This is a genomic window from Haloarcula salina, assembly GCF_010119195.1.
GTDB lineage: Archaea > Halobacteriota > Halobacteria > Halobacteriales > Haloarculaceae > Haloarcula > Haloarcula salina.
In genome coordinates this window covers 279,629-298,359 of the sequence record NZ_WRXL01000004.1, presented here as the reverse complement: position 1 = coordinate 298,359, position 18,731 = coordinate 279,629, and the positions used below count along the sequence as shown (strand labels likewise).

Annotated in this window: 16 protein-coding genes and 1 tRNA gene; 7 read left to right on the top strand and 10 right to left on the bottom strand. The window is 65.3% G+C overall.

Annotated features, from left to right (window positions below):
• Positions 1–53 precede the first annotated feature (53 nt).
• The 5 genes from GM656_RS12845 to GM656_RS12825 all read right to left on the bottom strand — a co-directional run bounded on the left by GM656_RS12845 (position 54) and on the right by GM656_RS12825 (position 8,862).
• The gene (locus GM656_RS12845) at positions 54–2,093 is read right to left on the bottom strand and encodes a SpoVR family protein (RefSeq protein WP_162414071.1); all 2,040 of its coding nucleotides are present in this window, start codon (positions 2,091–2,093) and stop codon (positions 54–56) included.
• The gene (locus GM656_RS12840; RefSeq protein ID WP_162414070.1) at positions 2,090–3,400 is read right to left on the bottom strand and encodes a YeaH/YhbH family protein; all 1,311 of its coding nucleotides are present in this window, start codon (positions 3,398–3,400) and stop codon (positions 2,090–2,092) included. The genes GM656_RS12845 and GM656_RS12840 overlap by 4 nt, the downstream gene beginning before the upstream one ends.
• Positions 3,391–5,673: a PrkA family serine protein kinase gene (locus GM656_RS12835; protein ID WP_162414069.1), complete on the bottom strand. Its 2,283-nt coding sequence runs from the start codon at positions 5,671–5,673 to the stop codon at positions 3,391–3,393. Before GM656_RS12835 ends, GM656_RS12840 begins: the two co-directional genes overlap by 10 nt.
• Positions 5,673–7,745: a PrkA family serine protein kinase gene (locus GM656_RS12830; RefSeq protein WP_162414068.1), complete on the bottom strand. Its 2,073-nt coding sequence runs from the start codon at positions 7,743–7,745 to the stop codon at positions 5,673–5,675. Before GM656_RS12830 ends, GM656_RS12835 begins: the two co-directional genes overlap by 1 nt.
• A gap of 454 nt (positions 7,746–8,199) precedes the next feature.
• Positions 8,200–8,862 (bottom strand): helix-turn-helix domain-containing protein, encoded by a 663-nt coding sequence (locus tag GM656_RS12825; RefSeq protein WP_162414067.1) that lies wholly within the window; start codon positions 8,860–8,862, stop codon positions 8,200–8,202.
• 99 nt (positions 8,863–8,961) lie between these two features.
• Here GM656_RS12825 and GM656_RS12820 point away from each other — a divergent pair, with 99 nt between their 5' ends.
• Together GM656_RS12820 and GM656_RS12815 are read left to right on the top strand one after the other, a co-directional pair.
• A complete protein-coding gene (locus tag GM656_RS12820; RefSeq protein ID WP_162414066.1) occupies positions 8,962–9,339 on the top strand; it encodes a DUF5820 family protein in 378 nt (125 codons plus the stop codon).
• Between the two features lie 33 nt (positions 9,340–9,372).
• Complete coding sequence (locus GM656_RS12815; protein ID WP_162414065.1) at positions 9,373–9,825, top strand: UPF0179 family protein; 453 nt, start codon at positions 9,373–9,375, stop codon at positions 9,823–9,825.
• Positions 9,826–9,846: 21 nt separating this feature from the next.
• On the opposite strand, the gene GM656_RS12810 is transcribed toward GM656_RS12815, so the two are convergent.
• From GM656_RS12810 to GM656_RS12800, 3 genes are all read right to left on the bottom strand, one after another.
• Positions 9,847–10,416 carry a hypothetical protein gene (locus GM656_RS12810; RefSeq protein ID WP_162414064.1) on the bottom strand — a complete coding sequence of 190 codons (570 nt, stop codon included), beginning with the start codon at positions 10,414–10,416 and terminating at the stop codon, positions 9,847–9,849.
• 122 nt (positions 10,417–10,538) lie between these two features.
• The gene (locus GM656_RS12805) at positions 10,539–11,327 is read right to left on the bottom strand and encodes a M14 family metallopeptidase (RefSeq protein WP_162414063.1); all 789 of its coding nucleotides are present in this window, start codon (positions 11,325–11,327) and stop codon (positions 10,539–10,541) included.
• A gap of 44 nt (positions 11,328–11,371) precedes the next feature.
• Complete coding sequence (locus GM656_RS12800; protein ID WP_162414062.1) at positions 11,372–11,854, bottom strand: DUF309 domain-containing protein; 483 nt, start codon at positions 11,852–11,854, stop codon at positions 11,372–11,374.
• A gap of 104 nt (positions 11,855–11,958) precedes the next feature.
• On the opposite strand from GM656_RS12800, the gene GM656_RS12795 reads away from it, so the two are divergent.
• The 5 genes from GM656_RS12795 to GM656_RS12775 all read left to right on the top strand — a co-directional run bounded on the left by GM656_RS12795 (position 11,959) and on the right by GM656_RS12775 (position 17,210).
• Positions 11,959–12,042: transfer RNA gene (locus tag GM656_RS12795), tRNA-Leu, on the top strand.
• Between the two features lie 547 nt (positions 12,043–12,589).
• On the top strand, positions 12,590–13,912 hold the full coding sequence (locus GM656_RS12790; RefSeq protein ID WP_394352098.1) for a PGF-CTERM sorting domain-containing protein: 1,323 nt from the start codon (positions 12,590–12,592) through the stop codon (positions 13,910–13,912).
• Between the two features lie 191 nt (positions 13,913–14,103).
• Positions 14,104–15,723: a PGF-CTERM sorting domain-containing protein gene (locus GM656_RS12785; RefSeq protein WP_162414061.1), complete on the top strand. Its 1,620-nt coding sequence runs from the start codon at positions 14,104–14,106 to the stop codon at positions 15,721–15,723.
• Positions 15,724–15,779: 56 nt separating this feature from the next.
• Positions 15,780–16,301: a metal-dependent hydrolase gene (locus GM656_RS12780; RefSeq protein ID WP_162414060.1), complete on the top strand. Its 522-nt coding sequence runs from the start codon at positions 15,780–15,782 to the stop codon at positions 16,299–16,301.
• A gap of 564 nt (positions 16,302–16,865) precedes the next feature.
• Complete coding sequence (locus tag GM656_RS12775; protein ID WP_241692766.1) at positions 16,866–17,210, top strand: hypothetical protein; 345 nt, start codon at positions 16,866–16,868, stop codon at positions 17,208–17,210.
• Positions 17,211–17,379: 169 nt separating this feature from the next.
• Here the strand turns inward: GM656_RS12775 and GM656_RS12770 are convergent, their stop codons facing one another.
• Together GM656_RS12770 and GM656_RS12765 are read right to left on the bottom strand one after the other, a co-directional pair.
• Entirely contained in the window at positions 17,380–18,411 is a 1,032-nt protein-coding gene (locus GM656_RS12770) for a proline racemase family protein (protein WP_162414059.1), read from the bottom strand.
• Positions 18,408–18,731: an outer membrane protein assembly factor BamD gene (locus GM656_RS12765; protein WP_162414058.1), complete on the bottom strand. Its 324-nt coding sequence runs from the start codon at positions 18,729–18,731 to the stop codon at positions 18,408–18,410. The genes GM656_RS12770 and GM656_RS12765 overlap by 4 nt, the downstream gene beginning before the upstream one ends.

Genomic DNA, 18,731 nt, shown 5'->3' with positions numbered 1-18,731 from the left:
GACACATAAGGGCACCTGTCGTATCGCGGCGAGAAAGCGGCGAGCGGCCCCGCTCAGGCCAGCCACTCGTCGGGCTTCGTGTTGTAGTCGATGTCCGTCGCGGTGAGGTGGTCGACCTCGGACCAGTCAACGTCGCTGATGACGACCTCCTCGCCGTCGTACCGGATCCGCTTGCCGACTTCCTCGGGTTCGGGCTCGCGGTCGCGGCGCTTCGCCACCTCCACGTCGTGGTCGTCGAACTCCTTGACGATGGTCAGGAGGTTCACGGGCCGACCCCACAGTTCGAACGTCCGCTTGAGCACTTCCTTGGCCTGATTGATGTCGAGCATCACGCCGTTGTACTGGTGGGCCAACAGCAGTTCGTTGCGGTTCTGGTAGTTGCCGTCCTCGACGACGATGGTCGGCTTGCCGAAGTTGGTGAACTGCAACATCAGCTTCTTCTTCACGTCCTCGTGGTCCGTCGAAGTGACGCGGTAGTCGCCGGAGGCGTGGGTGTACTCGTAGGTGAAGTAGTCGTTGTCGTCGACGAACTCCTGGGTGAGGAACTCGTCGAGGAAGGTCACGTCGTTGTGGCTCTCGCGGATCTCTCGCATCCGCTCCCAGCCGCGGGTGTAGTCGACGTCCGCGAGCGCTGCCTCGACGCTGTCGTAGCGCGAATCGTCGAACATGTAGCGGGCGGTCCGCTCTAGTTCCTCCTGGCCGACGCGGGAGACGAAGCCGCGGTACTGGGGCTTGACGAGCGAGTAGTGCCGTTGAGCCAGGCCCTCGTACGTCAGCACCTTCCACGGGTACTGCTCGACGTCGATCTCGCCGTCGCGGGCCGCCGCAAGCCCCTCGCTGTCGACCCGGGGGTCCTCGGGGTCGAGGTCGTCGAGGTGAGCGGGCACGTCACGGAGCCACGCCGGCGGTTCGAGGTGCTCCTGGACAGCCGCGTAGTCGACGCTGTCGTCGAAGTTCCGCCAGGTGATGCCGTCGACGCGGAGCAGGCGCTCGACGACCTCGCGGCGGTTCTCCGTGTTCTCGACGTACTCCCAGATCTCCAGGCCGAGGCTGTAGGGGTTCAGCCCGCCCGAGCCGAGCACCTTCGACATGTGGTCGGCGTAGAGGACGAACTCGTCGTCGCCGGCGAACCCCTCGCCGGTCATCATGACGGACTCCCAGTAGCTCGCCCACCCCTCGTTCATGACCTTCGTCATCTTCTGGGGGGCGAAGTAGTACGCCTCGCGGCGCAGGAGTTCGAGCAGTTCCGTCTGCCAGTCTTCCATCTCGGTGGCGCGTTCGGCGTCCTCGTCGTACTGCATCCCGTGCTTGCGCAGGAAGCCCAGGATGTCCTTCTCGGGCTCGGCCGGGAACGTGACGTTCTCGTCGTCGTCGCGCTGGGCGTCCAGCCACTCGTCGTCGAACACCTGGCGCTTGACCTCCTCCGAGAGGTCGAGGTCGTCTAACTGGTCGGTCACGTCGGCCCCCTCCAGTTCCTCGAAGCGCTCGTCGACCGTCTCGACCGGGCTGTACGGTTTGTGTTGGTCGATGTTGTCTTCGAGACAGAGGACGTGGTCGATGAACCGCTCGACCTCCCCGCGCTCGATCTCGGGGTCCTGCATGAACTCCTGGATGGTGTCGCCGTGGCGCGCGAGCATCCCGGCCGCGTCCGGCCCCCGGCGGCGCTCCCCGCCGGAGTCGTCGGTCGCGGTCCGCGAGGAGCCGTCGGTGAACATCCGGAACCACTCGTTGTTGGCGAAGAAGTCGGCGTGGGCCTCGACGTGGGTGATAACCGCCTTCTGGTCGGCCAGGGTGTTCGACTCCTGGAGGAAGGCGTGTGCGGGGTCGTCGTTGTTGACGATCTCGAAGGCCTTCCCGCCGAGGAACTGGCCCTGCTTCTGCTGGCGGTCGTACTGCATCCCCCAGCGCCAGTGCGGGTAGCGCTGCTGGAACCCGCCGTAGGCGATGAGTTCGTTCATCTCGTCGTAGTCGACGATCCAGTAGTTCACCGGATAGGGCTTCAGCCCGAGCTTCCGGGCGAGCGCCCCCGCTTCTTCGACGGGCTCTTCCAGCCCCTCGGCCACGCGCTGTTTCGCGAATCGGTCGTCGTTCATTGGTCCTCCGTGCTGAGTATCTCGTAGATGGCGTCCACCACGTCCTCCGGCGAGGAGACGTACGCGACCGCGACGTTGTCGCTGTCGCGGAAGCTGCGCTCGACCTCCTCGGCGTGGGTGGCGTTGATGGCGTTCCCGCTCGGCTGGGTCTCCACGTAGGCGTGGAGGTTCGCCGGGATCTTTTCCATCAGCGGGATGACCTTCTCCTCGGTGTCGTTCGAGGAGTTCTCGCTGTCGCCCGCCGCGAACACGTAGCGGTTCCACTCGCTCCAGGGGTACTCCTCCTCTAAGACGGCCGCCGCGAGTTCGTAGGCGCTGGAGATCCGCGTCCCGCCGCCCGAGCGGATGCCGAAGAACTCCTCGCGCTCGACCTCCCAGGCGTCGGCGTCGTGGGCGATGTAGACGAACTCCGCGTTGTCGTACTTGCCCGTGAGATACCAGTCGAGCGGCGTGAAGGTCCGCTCGACCAGCTCTCGCTTCTTCTGGCGCATCGATCCCGACACGTCGCGGATGTTCACGACCACGACGTTCTTCTCGCGCTCCTCGACGATCTCGGGGTAGCGATAGCGCTCGTCCTCCCGCCGGAAGGGGATCTCGTCGACGCCGTCCTGACGGATGCGCTGGGAGGTCTCGACGCGTTCGACGTTGTCTTCCATCTCCTCGATGGACTCCCAGACGGCCTTCTCGTCGCTCGGCAGGTCCGCGTAGGCGTCGTCGATCCACGCCTTCGAGACGGGGATGTTCTGCTCGCGGGCCCACTCGTAAACGGTCGCCGGGCCCCAGCCCTCGACTTTCAGCGCCTCGCGGACGTAGTCCTCGTCGAAGTCCATCGCGAGCTTGCGCTTCAGCCCCTTCTTGAACAGCCGCTCGAAGTCGAGCGTCGAGGAGGGGCCGGTCCGCGTGATGTCCGTGAAGTCGCCCTCCTTCTCCTCGATGACCTTCTTGCCCTTCGGTTCGAGGTCGAGCCCGAGCTGTTCGTCGAGCTCCTCGGCGAACTCCTCGGGGTCCATCTCGTAGTACTCGTGCTCGCCGCCCTCCTCGCCGGGCTCGCCGTCCTCGTCGCCGTCACCGGGCTGGGGCTGTGGCTGGCCGACCGGATCGCCCTCTTCGGCCCCTTCGCCCTGTCCGACGCCGCCCATGTCGCGGCGGTCGTACTCGAACTCCGGCAGGTCGACGATCTTGATCGGGATGCGGACGGAGTCGCCCCGGGACTGCCCGAGGTCGCCGTACTGGATGAACTCGGCGAGGTCCTGGCGGCGCTCCTCGCCCACGTCGCGGTACCGTTCGAGGTCGTCTTTCAGTCCCATCTGTAGGTCACCTGGCTCATGACGTGTCTGCTCGTCAGTTCGGCCGACGCCTCGGTGTACTCGAACATGTCGACCATGTTGTCGAGGGTCTTCGCCTTGAGGCGGGCCGTCTCGGTGCCCGACGGCGGGTTGTCCCACTGGGCGGGCTCGAAGTCCTCGTAGGTCCGCTGGATGTCGTCCCAGTCGTAGCTCCCGAGGACGGTGTTGATGACCGGGATCTCCTTGGGGTTCACGTCGCTGACGCGGAACTCCTCGTCGCGGCGCTGCCACGCGTGTCGGTTCAGCGCAGTGATGATCTTGTCGGTGCGGAACTGCGTGACGGCGTGGTCGGGCTCGTTGCCCTCGTAGTTCTTCTCGTCGAAGCGCCCGAGGTGCTCGATCTCGAACACCTTCATCTTCAGCGGGTCGGGGTCGACGAGCTCGCCGCGCTCGTTCTCGATCTGGTCGTCGGACTCCCAGGCGTAGACGTGCTCGATGTACTCCTCGACGGTCGCCTCGTCGACGCGCTTGTCGCGCATCATCGCGTCGAGCACGTCCTGTTCCTGCTGGCCGAAGACGTAGTTCTTGACCGTGACGACGCGCTCCTCGTACTCCGTGGCCTCGCCGGTCGAGAACACGGGGGCGTCTTCGAGCCCCTCGGCCACGGCGTTGAGCACGTCGCGGGGCATCAGCACGTGTTCGACCGGGAGGTCGGGGTGGTGGCGGTCCTGGGCCTCGTGCAGCAGGTCGGCGATGATGTCTCGGACGTGGGTCACCGGAATGCCGTGGTCGCCGTCGTCGGCGGTCTTCTCCAGCTGGTAGTCGTCGATGTCGACGCGCTCGTCGCCCTCCATCAGGTAGCCGCGGTCGAACAGCAGCGCCTTGTCCACGAGGTCGAGCCCCGTCGGAATCTCCGCGCTGTCGAGCCGGGAGACGACGGCGTACAGCGCCGCGGCCTCGATTGTGTGGGGAGCGAGCTCCTTCTCGGTGGCCGACGCGACTTCGTCCCTGACCGAGATGGTCAGGGGCTCCTGAATCCACGTCTCCAGTTCGTCCCAGGATTCTGGGTCCCAGACCGCCGTCTCGTTCGTGAGTTCGCGCCTGAGCAACTGCGCTTCCAGCGAGAGGTTCGTCAGGTACGTGAACTCGTGCTTGTCGAGGCGGCGCTTGAGCGCCTTCAGCGGGTCCTGGCCCTCGCGGTCGGCGTGCTGATTGAGCTGGGCTTCGAGGTCGGGGTTCGAGATGATGACCAGCTGGGTGTCCACGTCCATCCCGATGCCCTTGTCGAGCTTGACGTGGCTCTCGTCGGGGACGTTCAGCAGTTTCTGGAGCAGGTCGGCGTGTTGGGCCGCGTCCTCGACGACGGTCAGCAGGCCGTTGCCCTGCGAGAGGACGCCGTCGTAGCTGAACGCCTGCGGGTTCTTCCGGCCGCGGGAGTCCAGTTCCCGGAGCATGCCGTGCATCCACGAGCCGACGAGGCGCTCCTTGGGCGTGCCCTCGTCCTCGGAGTGCAGGACGCCGATGCCGTGGCCCACGTCCACGACGAAGTTCTTCACCCGGAGGTGCGCCGGCTGGGTCACCGCCGAGAACAGGTCCGTCTCGCCCTGGCGACGGTACTGCTCTTCGAGGAAGTCGTAGGCCTCCCGCGAGAAGGGGTCCAGTTGGCCGTCGACGCGGATCGGGATGTGGTCGTCGAGGCGCTCGTTGATCTCCGCGACCAGGTCAGCGCGCACGTCGTCAGGGAACACCGTCAGCGGGTGGACCTGGACGGGGCTCTCGTACCAGTCGTCCTCGTCCTCGACCGGCGTGCTCCCGTAGGTCATGCTGGTGGCGTCGTTGCCGGCTCCCGCGACGTTCCACTCGACGGTGTAGCGCCGGCCCGCGGGGGTCTTCGAGTACTCCCGGAGGCCGTTGATGAGGCAGCGCTTGAGCTCGGACTTGCCCGTCGCCGTCGGCCCTTCGAGCCAGATGATCTTCTCGTCTTTTCCGCGGCCCGCCGCGATGGACCGCAGGTCGTCGACGAAGGCGTTCAGCACCTCGGTGTTGCCGAGGATGGCGTGCTCGCCGTCGTTGTGCGGGTCGTCGAAGAAGCGATAGCGCTCTTTCTCCTCGCCCTCTTCGATGACCGTCCGCGTGCCCGCCGCCTCGATGGCGTCGAGCAGGTACTTCGAGGCGTGCGCGGCCACCTGCGGTGTTTCGAGGACGGCGTCGACGTACTCCGCGAGGCTCATCGGGGCCTCGTAGGCGGCGTCGAGCGACGCGTCCGCGCGGTCGATGTACTCCTCGCCTGTCATTACTCTTCCATCTCGCTCTTGGCGACCTCCGCACCGGCGAACTCGAGCACCTCCTTTGCTCCCTCCTCGGAGTAGTGCTGTTCCATCAGCGCGTCGATCCACTGGTTGCGCTCCTCGTCGTCCATCTCCGAACTGGAGACCAGCGCCGAGAAGTTGATGTTGTGCTTCTTGTCCTCCCAGAGCTTGCGTTCGAGCGCGCGGCGCAGGCGGTCGTTGTCCTGCGGATTGAACGTGTCGCCCTCGCGGGCGCGCCGGGACACCCAGTTCGAGACCTCCTGGCGGAAGTCGTCCTTGCGGTCCTCGGGGAGGTTCAGCTTCTCCTCGACGGAGCGCAGGAACTGCTCGTCGGGCTCCTGTTCGCGGCCGGTGAGTTCGTCCTCGACGGTCGCGTCGTCGATGTACGCCATCACGTGGTCCATGTACTTTTCGCCCTGGCGCTGGATCTCGTCCATGTCGTATGCCAGCGCGTGGCGCACGTCCTCGATGGCCCGCTCCTTGTACTCCTCCCGGACGAGTTCGAGGTAGCGGTAGTACTGGTCGAACATCTCCTCGTCGATGGAGCCGTGGTTCTCCAGATTGCCTTCGAGGTGGTTGAACGTCGTCAGCGGCGAGAGGAACTGCCGGTCGCGGTGCATGGAGTCCATGATGGCCTCGGCGATCTCGTCGCCGATGAACCGCGGGGAGACTCCGTCCATCCCCTCGCCGATGTCGGCCACCTTGTCGGCCTCCTCGCGCAGTTTCTTCACGTCGACGTCGTCGGCCTCGTCGATCTCGCCGTTGTAGGCCTTGGCCTTCTGGACGAGGTCGACCGACTCGGTGTCGGGCTCTTCGATGCGGGTGAGGACGCCGAACAGGCCCGCCATCTCCAGCGTGTGTGGCTCGACCTGGATGTCCGGCAGGTCGGCGTTGCGCAGCATCTTCCGGTAGATCTGCGCCTCGGCCTCGTACTGGAGGACGTACGGGAAGTCGATCCGCTTGGTGCGGTCGTTGAACGCCTCCATCTTCTCGTCGCCCTTCTTGTCCCGGTACTCGGGCATGTTCGTCCGGCCGACGATCACCTGGTCGATGTCGATCCGGGGGTTGTTCTTCGGCTTGATCGTTTGTTCTTGACTCGCATGGAGGAAGTCATAGAGGAACTCCCGCTGCAGTTTCAGCAGCTCCTCGCCGGAGAAGATCCCGCGGTTCGCGTTACAGAACGCCCCGGAGTAGTCGAACGCACGCGGGTCGCTCTCGCCGTAGACGGCGATCTTCGAGTAGTTCACGTCGCCGGTGAGCTCCGTCTCGTCCTGGTTCTTCTTGTCCTTGGGTTCGAACGTCTCGATCCCGCGCCGCTGGTTCTCGTCCGCGAGGAAGCGGATGATCTCGACGTGGTTCTCGAGGACCGTCTGGAGGTCGTCGTCGTACTCCGCCAGCAGCCGGTCCATGTAGAACTCGGAGGCTGGGTCGAGCGACTGTTCGTTGCGGATCGTGTAGGGCGCGTCGAGCGCCTCGTTGATGTCCTCGATGACCTTGTCGCGTTGCTTCTGGGGGAGCAACACCAGCGGGTCCTGGTTCATCGGCGACCGGACCACGTCGTCGGCGGGGTCCTGGTCGTGGATCACGTCACAGAGGTTCGTCCACCGGAACGTGTACATCCGGCCGTCCTCGCTGCTCGTGTAGTCCTCGAAGTACCGTCGGACCTGTCGGTCGAAGTCGGACTTCCCCGAACCGACAGGGCCTAACAGTAGTTTGATCCGCTTCTCGGGACCGAGCCCGCGCGCGCCTGACTTGACCTTGTTGACGAACTCGTGGATCGCCTCGTGGATGACGCGCCCGTAGAAGGTGTTCTCGCCGTCGTTGAGCGGGTCCTCGCTCGCCAGTTCGTACTCGACGACGCCTGCGTCTTCGTCGTAGGTCGTCCCGTAGTAGTCGAACATGTCCGCGACCCGCTGGTGCGCGTTGCGGGCGATTCGCGGCTCGTCGTACAGCTGCTGGAGATACCAGTCGAACGTGTGCGTCTTCCGCAGGTCCGCCGGTATCGTGTCTCGGTACTCCTTGCTCAGCGCTTCGAGTGTCTCGTTGTTCTTGCTCATGCTATCTCAGTGCAGTCGTCTCGTGGATGCACGTGGCCGACCACGCCACAGACGTCGCGGGGGAAGTCCCGCGGATTCGTTTCGGAGACAGTCCGTCGTCGATACCGCTCGCTCCGTGCGCGCTCGGGTGCGGACGCCGGATGACCCACCGATGCGGGTCGACGGGTGTGCCCTTCCATGGCTGACCTACCCCGGGGGAACGCGGGGACGCCTCCCGGAATGGTAACGGGTGACAGTGCGAGACTGTTTCCGATACTATTTATTGTATGAGCCTTTCGCGAATAAGTACCTTTTCCCGACACGCATATAACGCCGGATGTGTACACCGCCGAACCGGTCCGGAATGCGGCGATGGCAACGTATCCAAGTGGCAACTACCGGGACGCCGATTGACTCTGTTTATAAGTATCGCCGTCGATACGGCTTCAGGCGGTCGGTAACGCGCTGCTCGGCCTCACGCCGTCTGGATCCCGTCTCGGTCCGGAACGAGCGTCGTCTCGACGAGGTTCCGGTACCCACGACGGAGCCTGGCGGAGTAGGCCTGCCGCGAGATGCCGAGTTCGGCCGCCAGCGATTCGAGGTCGGGTCGGTCCGACTCGTCGTAGTACCCCCGCTCGTAGGCGAGCAGCAGCGCCTCGCGCTGTCGGGCCGTGAGCGTCGCCGCGCCGTCGCTCTGGTCCGCCAGACGACTGAGTTGCGTGAGCCTCACGTCGATGCCGTGTTCCGTGCAGTAGGCCTGAAACGCCGAGATGCACTCGCCGTTCTCGTCCCGGAGTTCGAACAGCCACCCCTCTCGCGACCCGCTGGCCGACACGACCGTGACGCCCGACTCGGCGATGGCCTGCATGATGCCGAGGTACTCGGGCTTCCAGACCGCCTTGAACAGCCCCTTCCCGTCGACTCGCTCCATGAGCGTGACGGCCCGCAGTTCGTGGATCCCCTCGAGCGCGTCCAGCACCGCGTCGAGGTCGGCGTCCGTCACCCAGAAGTACGGCATCGCCGTGTCGCCGCTCGGCACTACGCGGTCGAGTTCGAACGTCGCCGACGGTCGGTCGTCGAACACCGCACCCAGTGGGAACGAGGCCGCCGGCAGCGTGAACCGGGCGATGGATGTCATGTCTCGACATTCGACCGACTTCCCCGTAAAACTGTCCGGTGGCCAACATCACTGCCGCCGACCCGCTGGATTCTTGCCCATCGCACCGAATCGACGCGTATGGACCTGTCGGCCCTGGCGTCGGACTGGACGGTGTGGAACGAGACCGAGGAGAAACTCATCCTCGCCTACCGCCCGGACGTGTTCGACACCGAACGCTTTCCCGCCCCTTGCCTCCCGACGATCTATCTCACGCGCGGGCGACGGACCCGCCGTCCCGGCGCGGACCGGACCGGACAGGACTGGTACGTCACGCTCTACCTCGAACCCGAGGTCGAACGCGACGCCGACTCGTACGAGACCCGCGACGCGGCCGTCGAGGGGGCGGTCGACCTGGCGAACCGCTTCGCCGCGGGCTCGCTCGACTACCGCTCGCTGTATCAGGTGCCCCGCGACGCCTACCTCGACGAACTCGACGACCTGACGGGTCGGACCTGACACCTTTACCCCGCCGGTCGTATAGTGACGGCTATGACCACTGTCACGCTCGTCGGGACCCGTCTCGCGGAGGTCGGCGAGGAGTTCGTCTACCGCGGCGAGGCCAGCGGCTGCGAGGGCTGTCCGTACCGCGACCAGTGCCTCAATCTCACGGCCGACCGCCGGTACCGCATCACCGACATCAGACAGAGCGGGCAGACGCTCGACTGCGCGGTCCATCAGGACGGCGTCCGGGCGGTCGAGGTCGAGCCCGCACCGATCCGGGCGAACGTGCCGTCGAAGGGGGCTTATGCGGGCAGCAAAGCGAAACTGGCGGGCCCGTGTCCGCACACCGAGTGCCCCAGTCATCCCTACTGCGAGCCCGCCGGGGCCGACTTCGACGGCGAGTACCGCATCGACGACATCGTCGGCGACCCGCCCCACGACTACTGCATGCTCGACCGTGACCTGACGCTGGTGGAGTTCGAACCGCCGGAAGACACCTGAGGCGTCCGGACCGAGGCGCGCTCAGTCCTTCCAGTTCTCGTAGACGTTCCGTCCGACCACGCCGAGACCGAACCAGCCGACGAGATTGACGAGCAGTTGTCCGATCAGGGGGATCGCGAACGGAATCGCCAGGACGATCGCGCCGACGACGGCGTCTTTCGCGCCGACCGACTCCCCGCGGGTCCCGGCCACCGTGTTGCCGAGCCAGACGGCCGTCACGCCGAACCCGATGAACTGGAGGACCGCGAGGAGGAGGAGACCCGGAATCGTGACGATGAGCCCGATGATGGTGATCGCCAGCAGGACGAGCCCGACGGGGACGAGGAGGCCGACGACGAAGCCCCAGCCGAACGCGCTGCCGGGGTCGTCCTGAATCTCTCGCACCCTGTTCGTCGTGTACTCGGGGCCGAGGGCGGCACAGGCCCCGCCGAGGACGAGATAGATGACGGCTGCGACGCCGAACCGGATTCCCATTCGGACCGGCAAGCCGAGACCGGTGCCTGCTGTTGGTGACTGTGCGGCTGCGACGCCCGAGAAGCCGACGACGGCGGCGAGGCTTCCCAGGCCTGCGAGCGTGCGTTTGGAGGGCATTGTCGCGTCTCCCCGTTTCGACACCGTGGACAAGTGCTTTGCGTATCTTGTGGCCCTGACACGAGCGGACGGCAGGTCCGCTGTGGGCTGTCGCCGCGACACCCGGCTCCGCGATCCGTCGCTCAGTCCAGTACGCCGATGCGGTCGGCCGTGTATCCGAACACGTCCTCGTAGCCGTACGCGGAGAGCAACACCGGGTGGAACGGCTCATCCGCGACGATCTGCTTGCCGTCGGCAGCGGCGATCGGTTCGCCCTCGGTCACGGCCTCGAAGTTCCGGGCGTACACCTCGTACTCGCCGGCCGCTGCCTTCGGGATCGGGTCGCGCAACTGGAACACCGGCAGCGAGTCCTGGATGGCGTTCGGGTCGGATTCGGTGACGCCGGTCGCTGCGAGGAACTCCCGGATCACCCGCTCGGCGTTCTCCGCGGCCGCCGCCGAGCCCTGGTAGCCGCACTCGACCTCGATCGTCGCCGGAATCGCAGAGAAGATGCGCCCCTCGTTGGCCCCCTCGGTCCGGACGACCGCGTCGATCGAGAGCCGCGGGCAGACGCGCCGGACCATCGGCGTGATCTCGTCGACGAGCGCGAACATCCCGTCGTAGGACTGCGTCGAGTGCAGTCCGAGGACCGTACAGTCCGCGAGTTCCGCCGTCAAGCGGGCGGCGAGGCGCTCCTCGTGGAGGTCGCTGTCAGGGTCGCCGGGGAACGCCCGATTGAGGTCGGTGTCGAGGTAGCGAACCCCGGCGTCGAGGGCCTCCTCGTTCGCGACGACGAACTTCACCGGTCGCTGGACGTCCGGGGGGTCGGCGAGTACCGCCTCGATCCCGTCGCGTCCGCACGGCTCGTCCCCGTGGATACTCCCTATCACGGCAATCTCGGGCTCCCCGTCGCCCAGTTGCTCGATACGCATTTATCGTGGATAGCCGACCCAGCCTTTAGAACTGCCCGATTCGGTCAGTGATCCAGCGACTCCGCGAACTCGATGTCCTCCGGCCGGCAGGTGGGATAGTCGCCGTCGAGTCGGATCTGCCAGCCGTGCAGCGCCGTCGGGTCCGTGAGAGCGTTCGTGACGACGGTGCGAACGTCGAGCAAGTCGACCCCGTAGTAGTCGTTCGGGACCCCCCGGAAGTACTGGAGCGAGGTCCGGAACAGCGACCGCATCCCGTCGTCGTCCTCGAAGTCGAAGTGCTTGTACGCCCCCGCGGCCACCTGAACCATCCCGTGGAGGAACTTCGACTCGGTCGAGCCCCGGCCGTAGTTGTACCACTCGTCCTCGAAGCAGTCGTGCGACTCGTGGAACTCGCCGGAGTTGTAGAGCCGGACCCCGTGTACGACCGCTCGGCGGAGCGTCTCGTGCTCCCACCGCCCGTCGGCCCGCCACCCCGACGGGTCCCCCGCAGGCGGGTCGACCGTCGGGTCCCGCGTGTGGTCGTCCATATCACGCCTATCGGTGTCCGCGCGGGTCAACCCTCCGGTTCGGACGGTCCGCATTCGTACGACCTTTATACCGCACCCTCCGAGTAGATCCTGCGAGCACGCGTGCGAGGGTAGCCAAGCCAGGAAACGGCGGCGGACTCAAGATCCGCTCCCGTAGGGGTCCAAGGGTTCAAATCCCTTCCCTCGCACTGACCGACCGCTATCGCCGCCGGGCGCGGTCGCCGAAGGCGACGACGCCCGGGTCGTGAAAGCGGTCGGGACGAGGGCCACCACGGTCCCTCGCACACAGTGCGGGAAGATCCACGGAGCGATCTTCCCTCGCAAACTCCTGACAGATACTCCTTGATGAGAGGTCCGTCTCCACCGACGGCCTCACGATCCGCTCCCGTAGGGGTCCTCGTGAGCGAAGCGAACGAGGGCTCGGAAGACGAGCGGCGCGAGTCTTCCGGTGGTCCAAGGGCTCGAATCCCTTCCCTCGCACACAGTGCGGGAAGATCCACGGAGCAGGATCGTCGGGATCAACGAACCGATCTGCGACACTTACGTTTGCGTTCCACTTTTATTCGAATATATCACACTTACTAATAGATATATATCAGTAACCGATAATCATAGATTCGGTGAACGTCTCGCCGGCGGATTCCGACTAACCCACAGACGATAGTCGGATTCGACGGCTACGTAGTTTTGTCACTGCACAAGAACTATACCGGATGCATTTGAATCGTGTCAGTAATGACGGACCCACCACCGGTTCGAACCGCGATCGTCGCCACGATGGCCGTCGCGCTGGTACTGGTCGCACCGCTCGCCGCAACGGCTCCCGCTGCGGCCACGCCCGTCGCCGAGGGACAGACGACCGCAGTCACTGAGAACGTCGACATCTGGAACCGCTCTCCGCTCCCGCTGCGGACGACCACGAACGGCTCAACGACGGTCGTCGCACCGCGGACGTTCATCAACGTCGAGTCGGCCGCGACCGGCGACCTGCCGGTGAACAAGCGGACGCTGACGGTGTACGACCGCAACCAGACGGTGAATATGTCGTTCGAGTCCCGTATCGGCGCGGGGACGACCTCGCTCGCTGGCGAGGAGGCACAGTTACTCGCCGTCAATCTGACAGCCTCGCCGAGCGCGGAAGGCGTCGGTAACGGCAGCGTCCAGATGAATCTGGAGCGACTCTTCCGGAACAACTCCAACGTGACCTCGGCCGAACTGCTCGACGACGCCGAGGGCGTCGGGACGTTCGACGAGGACGGCGAACTCGACGCGTCCTACACCCCTGAATCGAGCGGCGCGTACGCCTTCGTGCTGGTGTCCGTCGACGACGGACCGGGCGTGTCCGTGGAGAACGAATCCGTCGCCGTGGACGGGAACGTGACCGTCGTCGGCGTCGAACAGGCGCTCGTCCGCGAGGACGCCTCGTCGGTCGAACCAACGGAAAATCGCCTCAACCCCGGAGACAACGTCACGCTCGACGTGGAGACGGACCTCGAGAACGAGTCGGCCACCCACGCCGTCATGCTGTACCGGAAGGGCGAACTCCAGCGCCAGTCTAGCACCGTGCGCGTGACCGGCGAACTCAACGAGAGTTTCTCGGGTGAGCAGGTCTCCGTCGAGACCTCCTGGGACCGGGTTAGCGGCGTCGCAACGGTCGAGAACGATACCATCATCGGGAACACGAACGTCTCCAATCTCCGGTCGATTCCGGCCACCGGATTCGCGGGGCTGTTCGGGATGGTGCTCTCCGAAGCGACGGCGACCGGCAACACTTCGGGCGACGTGATCCACGCCTCCGCGACGGTCACGTCCGACGGCCCGAGTACGAACGTCACCGTCGAAACGCTCGACACCTGGCCGAACGGTGCCTACGAGTACGTCCACGTGGCGGTCAGCAACGAGACCGGGACGGTGTACACGGACAGTGGCACCGTCGCACTGAGCCAGGCCGGCGGTCAGAACGGACAGGGGCCGCCTGACAATGCCGGCGGTCCGGATGGACAGGGCCCGCCCGACGATGCCGGCGGTCCTGACGACGCCGAAGCAGACGAGGAGTAACGGGCGCGATTATTCGGATCACGCGATCCGGCCCGGCTTTTACTTCCGCAGTAGTGGCCTTCTCGACGACGATCGGGTGCACCTGTCCACGGCTCTGAGTGACCCCGCTATCCGACCGCCGCTCACCGAGACTTCTTGCAAGAATGTCAGTGCAAAAGAAATATATTATAACGGACTGGATACTCTCGACAATGGTACCACGCCAGTCCGCCAAAACCGCCCTGATATGCTCGATCGCAGCGACGTTGCTGCTCGCGTCCCCGCTCGCCGCCACCTCCGTCGCGACGCCCGTTCCTAGCGGGCAGACGACGACGGTTACCGACGGCGTCGACGTGTGGGAGCGGTCGCTGCTCCCGCTGCGAACTACCTCCGAAGGCGCGACGACGGTTACGGCCCCGAACGCGTTCGTCAACATCGAATCCGCGTCGACGGGCGACATCCCGCTGAACCGCGACGCGATGACGATCTACCAGGCAGGCGAGTCGATGGAGATGCGCTTCGAATCCACGACCGGCGCCGGAACGTCGGCGGTCGCCGGTGAGGAGGCCCAGCTCCTCGCCGTTCGACTGTCCGAGCGCCCGAACGCGACCGGACTCGGCGGCGCGGGGACGGACCTCGAAGCCGTCTTCAGTAACGACTCCGACGTCGCGTCGGCCGAACTGTTGGACGACGATGAGGGCGTCGGTTCCATCAGCGACGACGGCGCGCTCGACGCGTCGTACACCCCCGAAAACGGCGGGACGTACGGCTTCTTCCTGGTGACCGTCGACGACGGGACCGGCTTGTCGGTCGACGGGACGAACGTCTCCGTGGACGGTAACGTGACCGTGGTCGGCGTCGAACAGACGCTAGTCCAGACCGACGCCTCGTCCGTCGAGACGACGGGATCGCAACACAGCGTCGGTGACAACGTGACCTTTGCCGCCGAGACCGCGGCGGACGACGAGTCGGTCACCCACGCGGTCGTGCTGTTCCGCCCGGACGAACTCGCGAGTCAGTCTAGCACCGTGACGGTGTCCGGCGAACTGAGCGGTCCCCTCTCCGAAGACCAGGTGTCCGTCGAGAACTCCATCACCGGCGTCAGTGGCGTCTCGACGGCCGGTGACGATCGCGTCCTCGGCGTCGACCTCGCAGGATCGCCGACGCTTCCGGCGGTCAGTTTCCCCGGCCTCTTCGGACTCGTCTTCACCGAGGCGTCGCCACAGGCGGGGTCCGGTGACGGCGTCATTCACGCCTCCGGAGCGGCGGTCACCGACGACCCGACGGCGAACGTGACCGTCGAGACCCCCGACTCGTGGCCGAACGGGACGTACACGTACGTCCACGTCGCGGTCGGCGAAGACACGGGCCAGTTCTACAGCGAGTCCGGGACCGTCTCGCTCAGCGAGGCCAACAGTTCGAACGGAACCGACGACGCGACGGAGACGCCGAGCGGCGGCGACGACGGAAGCGCGGGTGGTTCCGGTGACGGTGGTTCCGGCGACTCCGACAGCGGTGGTGACGACAGTGACGGCGGCGACGGGTCGAACTCCGACGGCGGGGCGGCTCCGTCCACCGACACCGAGACGACTGACGCGGCCGGAAGCGGAACGGCGACGGATTCGGAAGCGACGACCACCGACGAGACGACCGCGACGGAAACGGCCGCGGACACCGAAGCGACGACCACCGCGGGCGGCGCTGGACAGCCCCCGACCGACGGCGAGGCCACCCCGACGGTCCAGACGACGAGCGGGAGCGGTCCGGGATTCACTGCCCTGGCCGCCACTATCGCCCTGCTCGGTGCGGGCTTCCTCGCCCGGCGGCGGTAAGTCCCCGGTCACGACCGCCGCACAGTTTTTGTACAGGTATCGCCTGGTGCCGGTAGATGCTGCCCCTCGGTCACCTCGCCGTCGCCCTCCTCCCGGTGACACTGTACACGCTGGTCCGAAAGCGTCGGCTGCCTACCGGAACGGTCGTGGTACTGCTCGTACTCGCGACGCAGCTCCCCGACCTGATCGACAAGCCGCTGGCGTGGACGTTCCACGTGTTACCCAGCGGTCGAATGTTCGCCCACTCGCTGGTGGTGAGCCTCCCCGTTCTGGCTGGCGTCACCGTCCTCGCACACCGACGTGGCGAGGGGAGACTCGGCCTGCTCTTCAGCGCTGCCTACCTCTCGCACCTCGCGGGCGATTTCTATCCGATCCTGTTCCGCGGGACCGACTACTACTTCTTCCCGAACCTGTTCTGGCCGCTGCTGGCGGCGAATCCCGACCGCGCGCCCTCGTTCGCCGCCCACGGACCCGAGAGCGCGCTGTCGCTGTTCGTCTGGGTCGCCGCCTTCGGCTGTGTCACCTGCTACGGTATCGTCTCGATGTATCGACGGCGCCACCCCGCCGCGCCTGTGTGATCGACGACGCCGAAATCACGCACGTCTACAGTTTCCCGCCAGCGACAAGCTCACCGATAGTAACAATTGAAACAGTTCACACACTGATCGCACGATTGCAGTGCGATCAGTGTGGTACTGACTTTCAATGGCTACTATAGCAGGGTTCGTACCGCCTCCGAGAACGAGTCCTGGGTGCCCGTACTAGTGGCTCCCTAATTTGTCTTTTGGTTGAACATTCTTTTGCAGGGAAACGCGTTCTTATACGGTCTTCTACCGCACATTCACCTGAGTTGAAAGGACATGGGGAAATACGCTAAACCATCTCGCGCCGCGAAGATCAAGTGTATCGAGTGTAACTCACCGGTCGTGACGACGGTCGACGAGGAGTATATCTGCGTCAACTGCGGGGGGACGCCGATCGAACCGTCGATCCGTTCCTGACTCCGGTTTTCGAATCGGGTTCTCGACGCACCTCTCGCGTGTGACAATATGTCACTACCCTCAGTACCCAGGGTAGTGCCCCAGATCGGTCAAAACGTGACCCTAGAGGTTTATCAGAGTTCACACATCTTATTACGGGTAATGGACGACCCCCTTCCCGATATCATTCTACAACCGGGCCTGGACCGCGTGTTCGAGGCGCTGTTCACGCGACGGCGGAGACTGATACTGTTCATGCTGAAGCGGAGCGACCCACGGCCGGTGGTCGACTTCCTGCCGAGGAGCGCCAAAGCGAGCGAGTCGACGAGCATGCAGCTCCAGCAGGACGATCTGCCGCGACTGGCCAGCCTCGGATATATCGACTGGGACAGAGAGGCCGGCGAGGTGTCGAAGGGCGACCGGTTCGAGGAACTCGAACCGATGCTCGACCTCCTCGAAGACCACGCCGACGAGTTTCACGCGTCGTGGTCGAACGGCCGACGCTGACCGGCGCATCCCTGCGACGCAAAAGTCGCTCCTTGTTTCTGCGGTACCGGCCGTACTCGCGCGGGATAGCCCACGGGCGGCTCCTCGAAGAAGCGGTTCAGATCCGTGCGAACGTCCCCGGAAGCCGACGCACATCGGCGACCGGTTGGTGTCTCTCCAGCCTCGATGACTACTCGCCACTCGGAGAGAGTCGCAGGCCGGTGATCGGATCTCGTGGATCTCGTACGAACGTGTGGCTGCCCGTGATCCGGGCTGAGCCGGTAATCTTCGGGTCCGTTACCGTGACGCCGTCTCGCTCGTGTGTGTCGACGATCTGGCCCTCGAACCGTGTGCCGACGATGCTCTCGTGAGGGTACGGTTCGTCGATCGTGAGCGCGTCGTCGTCGTGCAAGAGCGTCATCTTCGCGCAGGTCCCGGTTCCGCAGGGCGAGCGGTCGACCTGCCCGTCGCCGAAGACGACGATACTGCGGTCGATATCGCCGGACGCGTCGTAGATCTCGGTGATAGACACGCGTCCAGGTTCGCCCGAGAATGGGTGTTCGATGTCGAGGGCGTCGTTGACGGCGTCGCGAATTTCGAGGCCCCAGTCGACGAGGTCGTCGGTTCGAGAGGTGTCGACCGACACGCCGAGGTGGTCGCTGTCGACCAGTGCGAAGTAGTTACCCGCGTAGACGACGTCGACCGGGAGCGGCGATTTCAGGAACGAGACGGGGACCGTGACCGTCTCGTAGACGAACGACTCGACGTTCTGGATCGTGACTGCCTCGACGCCGCCCTCGGCGTACTGGGGCCACGTCTCGATGGTACCTGCCGGCGTCTCGACGCGAATGGTCGACTCTGCCGGGAGGTGGCCCAGTTCGACGAGCGCGGTCACGATGCCGATGGTCCCGTGACCGCACATGTCCAGATAGCCCTCGCTGTCCATGAAGAACGCGCCGATGTCGGCGTCGCCGTCCCGTGGTTCGACGAGGACCGCGCCGAACATGTCGTCGTGACCTCGCGGCTCCCGCATCAGCAGTTCGCGGACCCAGTCGTACTGCTCGGCGAACGAGTCGCGCTTCGCGCGAACGCTCTCGCCGTCGAGCGTCGATCGGTCGACGCCGTCGAGGAGGATCCGCGTCGGCTCTCCCTCGGTGTGCGTGTCGACCGTCGTGAACGAGGCGTCGACGGGGAGTTCGGTCAGGTCAGCGTCGATGTTCATTCCTCAATCGTCTCCAGCTTCTCGATCTGCTCGGGCGACCAGTCGTAGTACGGGTCGTCGATCTCTCGAAGCGTCCGCACGCACTCGTTGTAGCGCTCTCGCGCCTCCGGGGCGTAGGGGTCGTTGGGGTTCGTCTGAATCCACTCGCGGAGTTCTTCGAGCGCCCTGGGCGAGTAGCTGTCGATGTTGTCCTGTCGCTCGAGTAACGCGAGCTTCCGGTCTTCGGACCGCATCGACCTGACGAGGATGGCGGTCGCGACGCCGGGCAGGACGAGTATCGAGAGGGCCATCGTCGCCCAGGCGAGTGTCGAGAGCGCCAT

Excerpts from the sequence above, each read along its gene's own strand:
- GM656_RS12845 (WP_162414071.1), bottom strand. The coding sequence starts at position 2,093 with ATGAACGACGACCGATTCGCGAAACAGCGCGTGGCCGAGGGGCTGGAA.
- GM656_RS12840 (WP_162414070.1), bottom strand. The coding sequence starts at position 3,400 with ATGGGACTGAAAGACGACCTCGAACGGTACCGCGACGTGGGCGAGGAG.
- GM656_RS12835 (WP_162414069.1), bottom strand. The coding sequence starts at position 5,673 with ATGACAGGCGAGGAGTACATCGACCGCGCGGACGCGTCGCTCGACGCC.
- GM656_RS12830 (WP_162414068.1), bottom strand. The coding sequence starts at position 7,745 with ATGAGCAAGAACAACGAGACACTCGAAGCGCTGAGCAAGGAGTACCGA.
- GM656_RS12825 (WP_162414067.1), bottom strand. The coding sequence starts at position 8,862 with ATGACATCCATCGCCCGGTTCACGCTGCCGGCGGCCTCGTTCCCACTG.
- GM656_RS12820 (WP_162414066.1), top strand. The coding sequence starts at position 8,962 with ATGGACCTGTCGGCCCTGGCGTCGGACTGGACGGTGTGGAACGAGACC.
- GM656_RS12815 (WP_162414065.1), top strand. The coding sequence starts at position 9,373 with ATGACCACTGTCACGCTCGTCGGGACCCGTCTCGCGGAGGTCGGCGAG.
- GM656_RS12810 (WP_162414064.1), bottom strand. The coding sequence starts at position 10,416 with ATGCCCTCCAAACGCACGCTCGCAGGCCTGGGAAGCCTCGCCGCCGTC.
- GM656_RS12805 (WP_162414063.1), bottom strand. The coding sequence starts at position 11,327 with ATGCGTATCGAGCAACTGGGCGACGGGGAGCCCGAGATTGCCGTGATA.
- GM656_RS12800 (WP_162414062.1), bottom strand. The coding sequence starts at position 11,854 with ATGGACGACCACACGCGGGACCCGACGGTCGACCCGCCTGCGGGGGAC.
- GM656_RS12790 (WP_394352098.1), top strand. The coding sequence starts at position 12,590 with ATGACGGACCCACCACCGGTTCGAACCGCGATCGTCGCCACGATGGCC.
- GM656_RS12785 (WP_162414061.1), top strand. The coding sequence starts at position 14,104 with ATGGTACCACGCCAGTCCGCCAAAACCGCCCTGATATGCTCGATCGCA.
- GM656_RS12780 (WP_162414060.1), top strand. The coding sequence starts at position 15,780 with ATGCTGCCCCTCGGTCACCTCGCCGTCGCCCTCCTCCCGGTGACACTG.
- GM656_RS12775 (WP_241692766.1), top strand. The coding sequence starts at position 16,866 with ATGGACGACCCCCTTCCCGATATCATTCTACAACCGGGCCTGGACCGC.
- GM656_RS12770 (WP_162414059.1), bottom strand. The coding sequence starts at position 18,411 with ATGAACATCGACGCTGACCTGACCGAACTCCCCGTCGACGCCTCGTTC.
- GM656_RS12765 (WP_162414058.1), bottom strand. The coding sequence starts at position 18,731 with ATGGCGCTCTCGACACTCGCCTGGGCGACGATGGCCCTCTCGATACTC.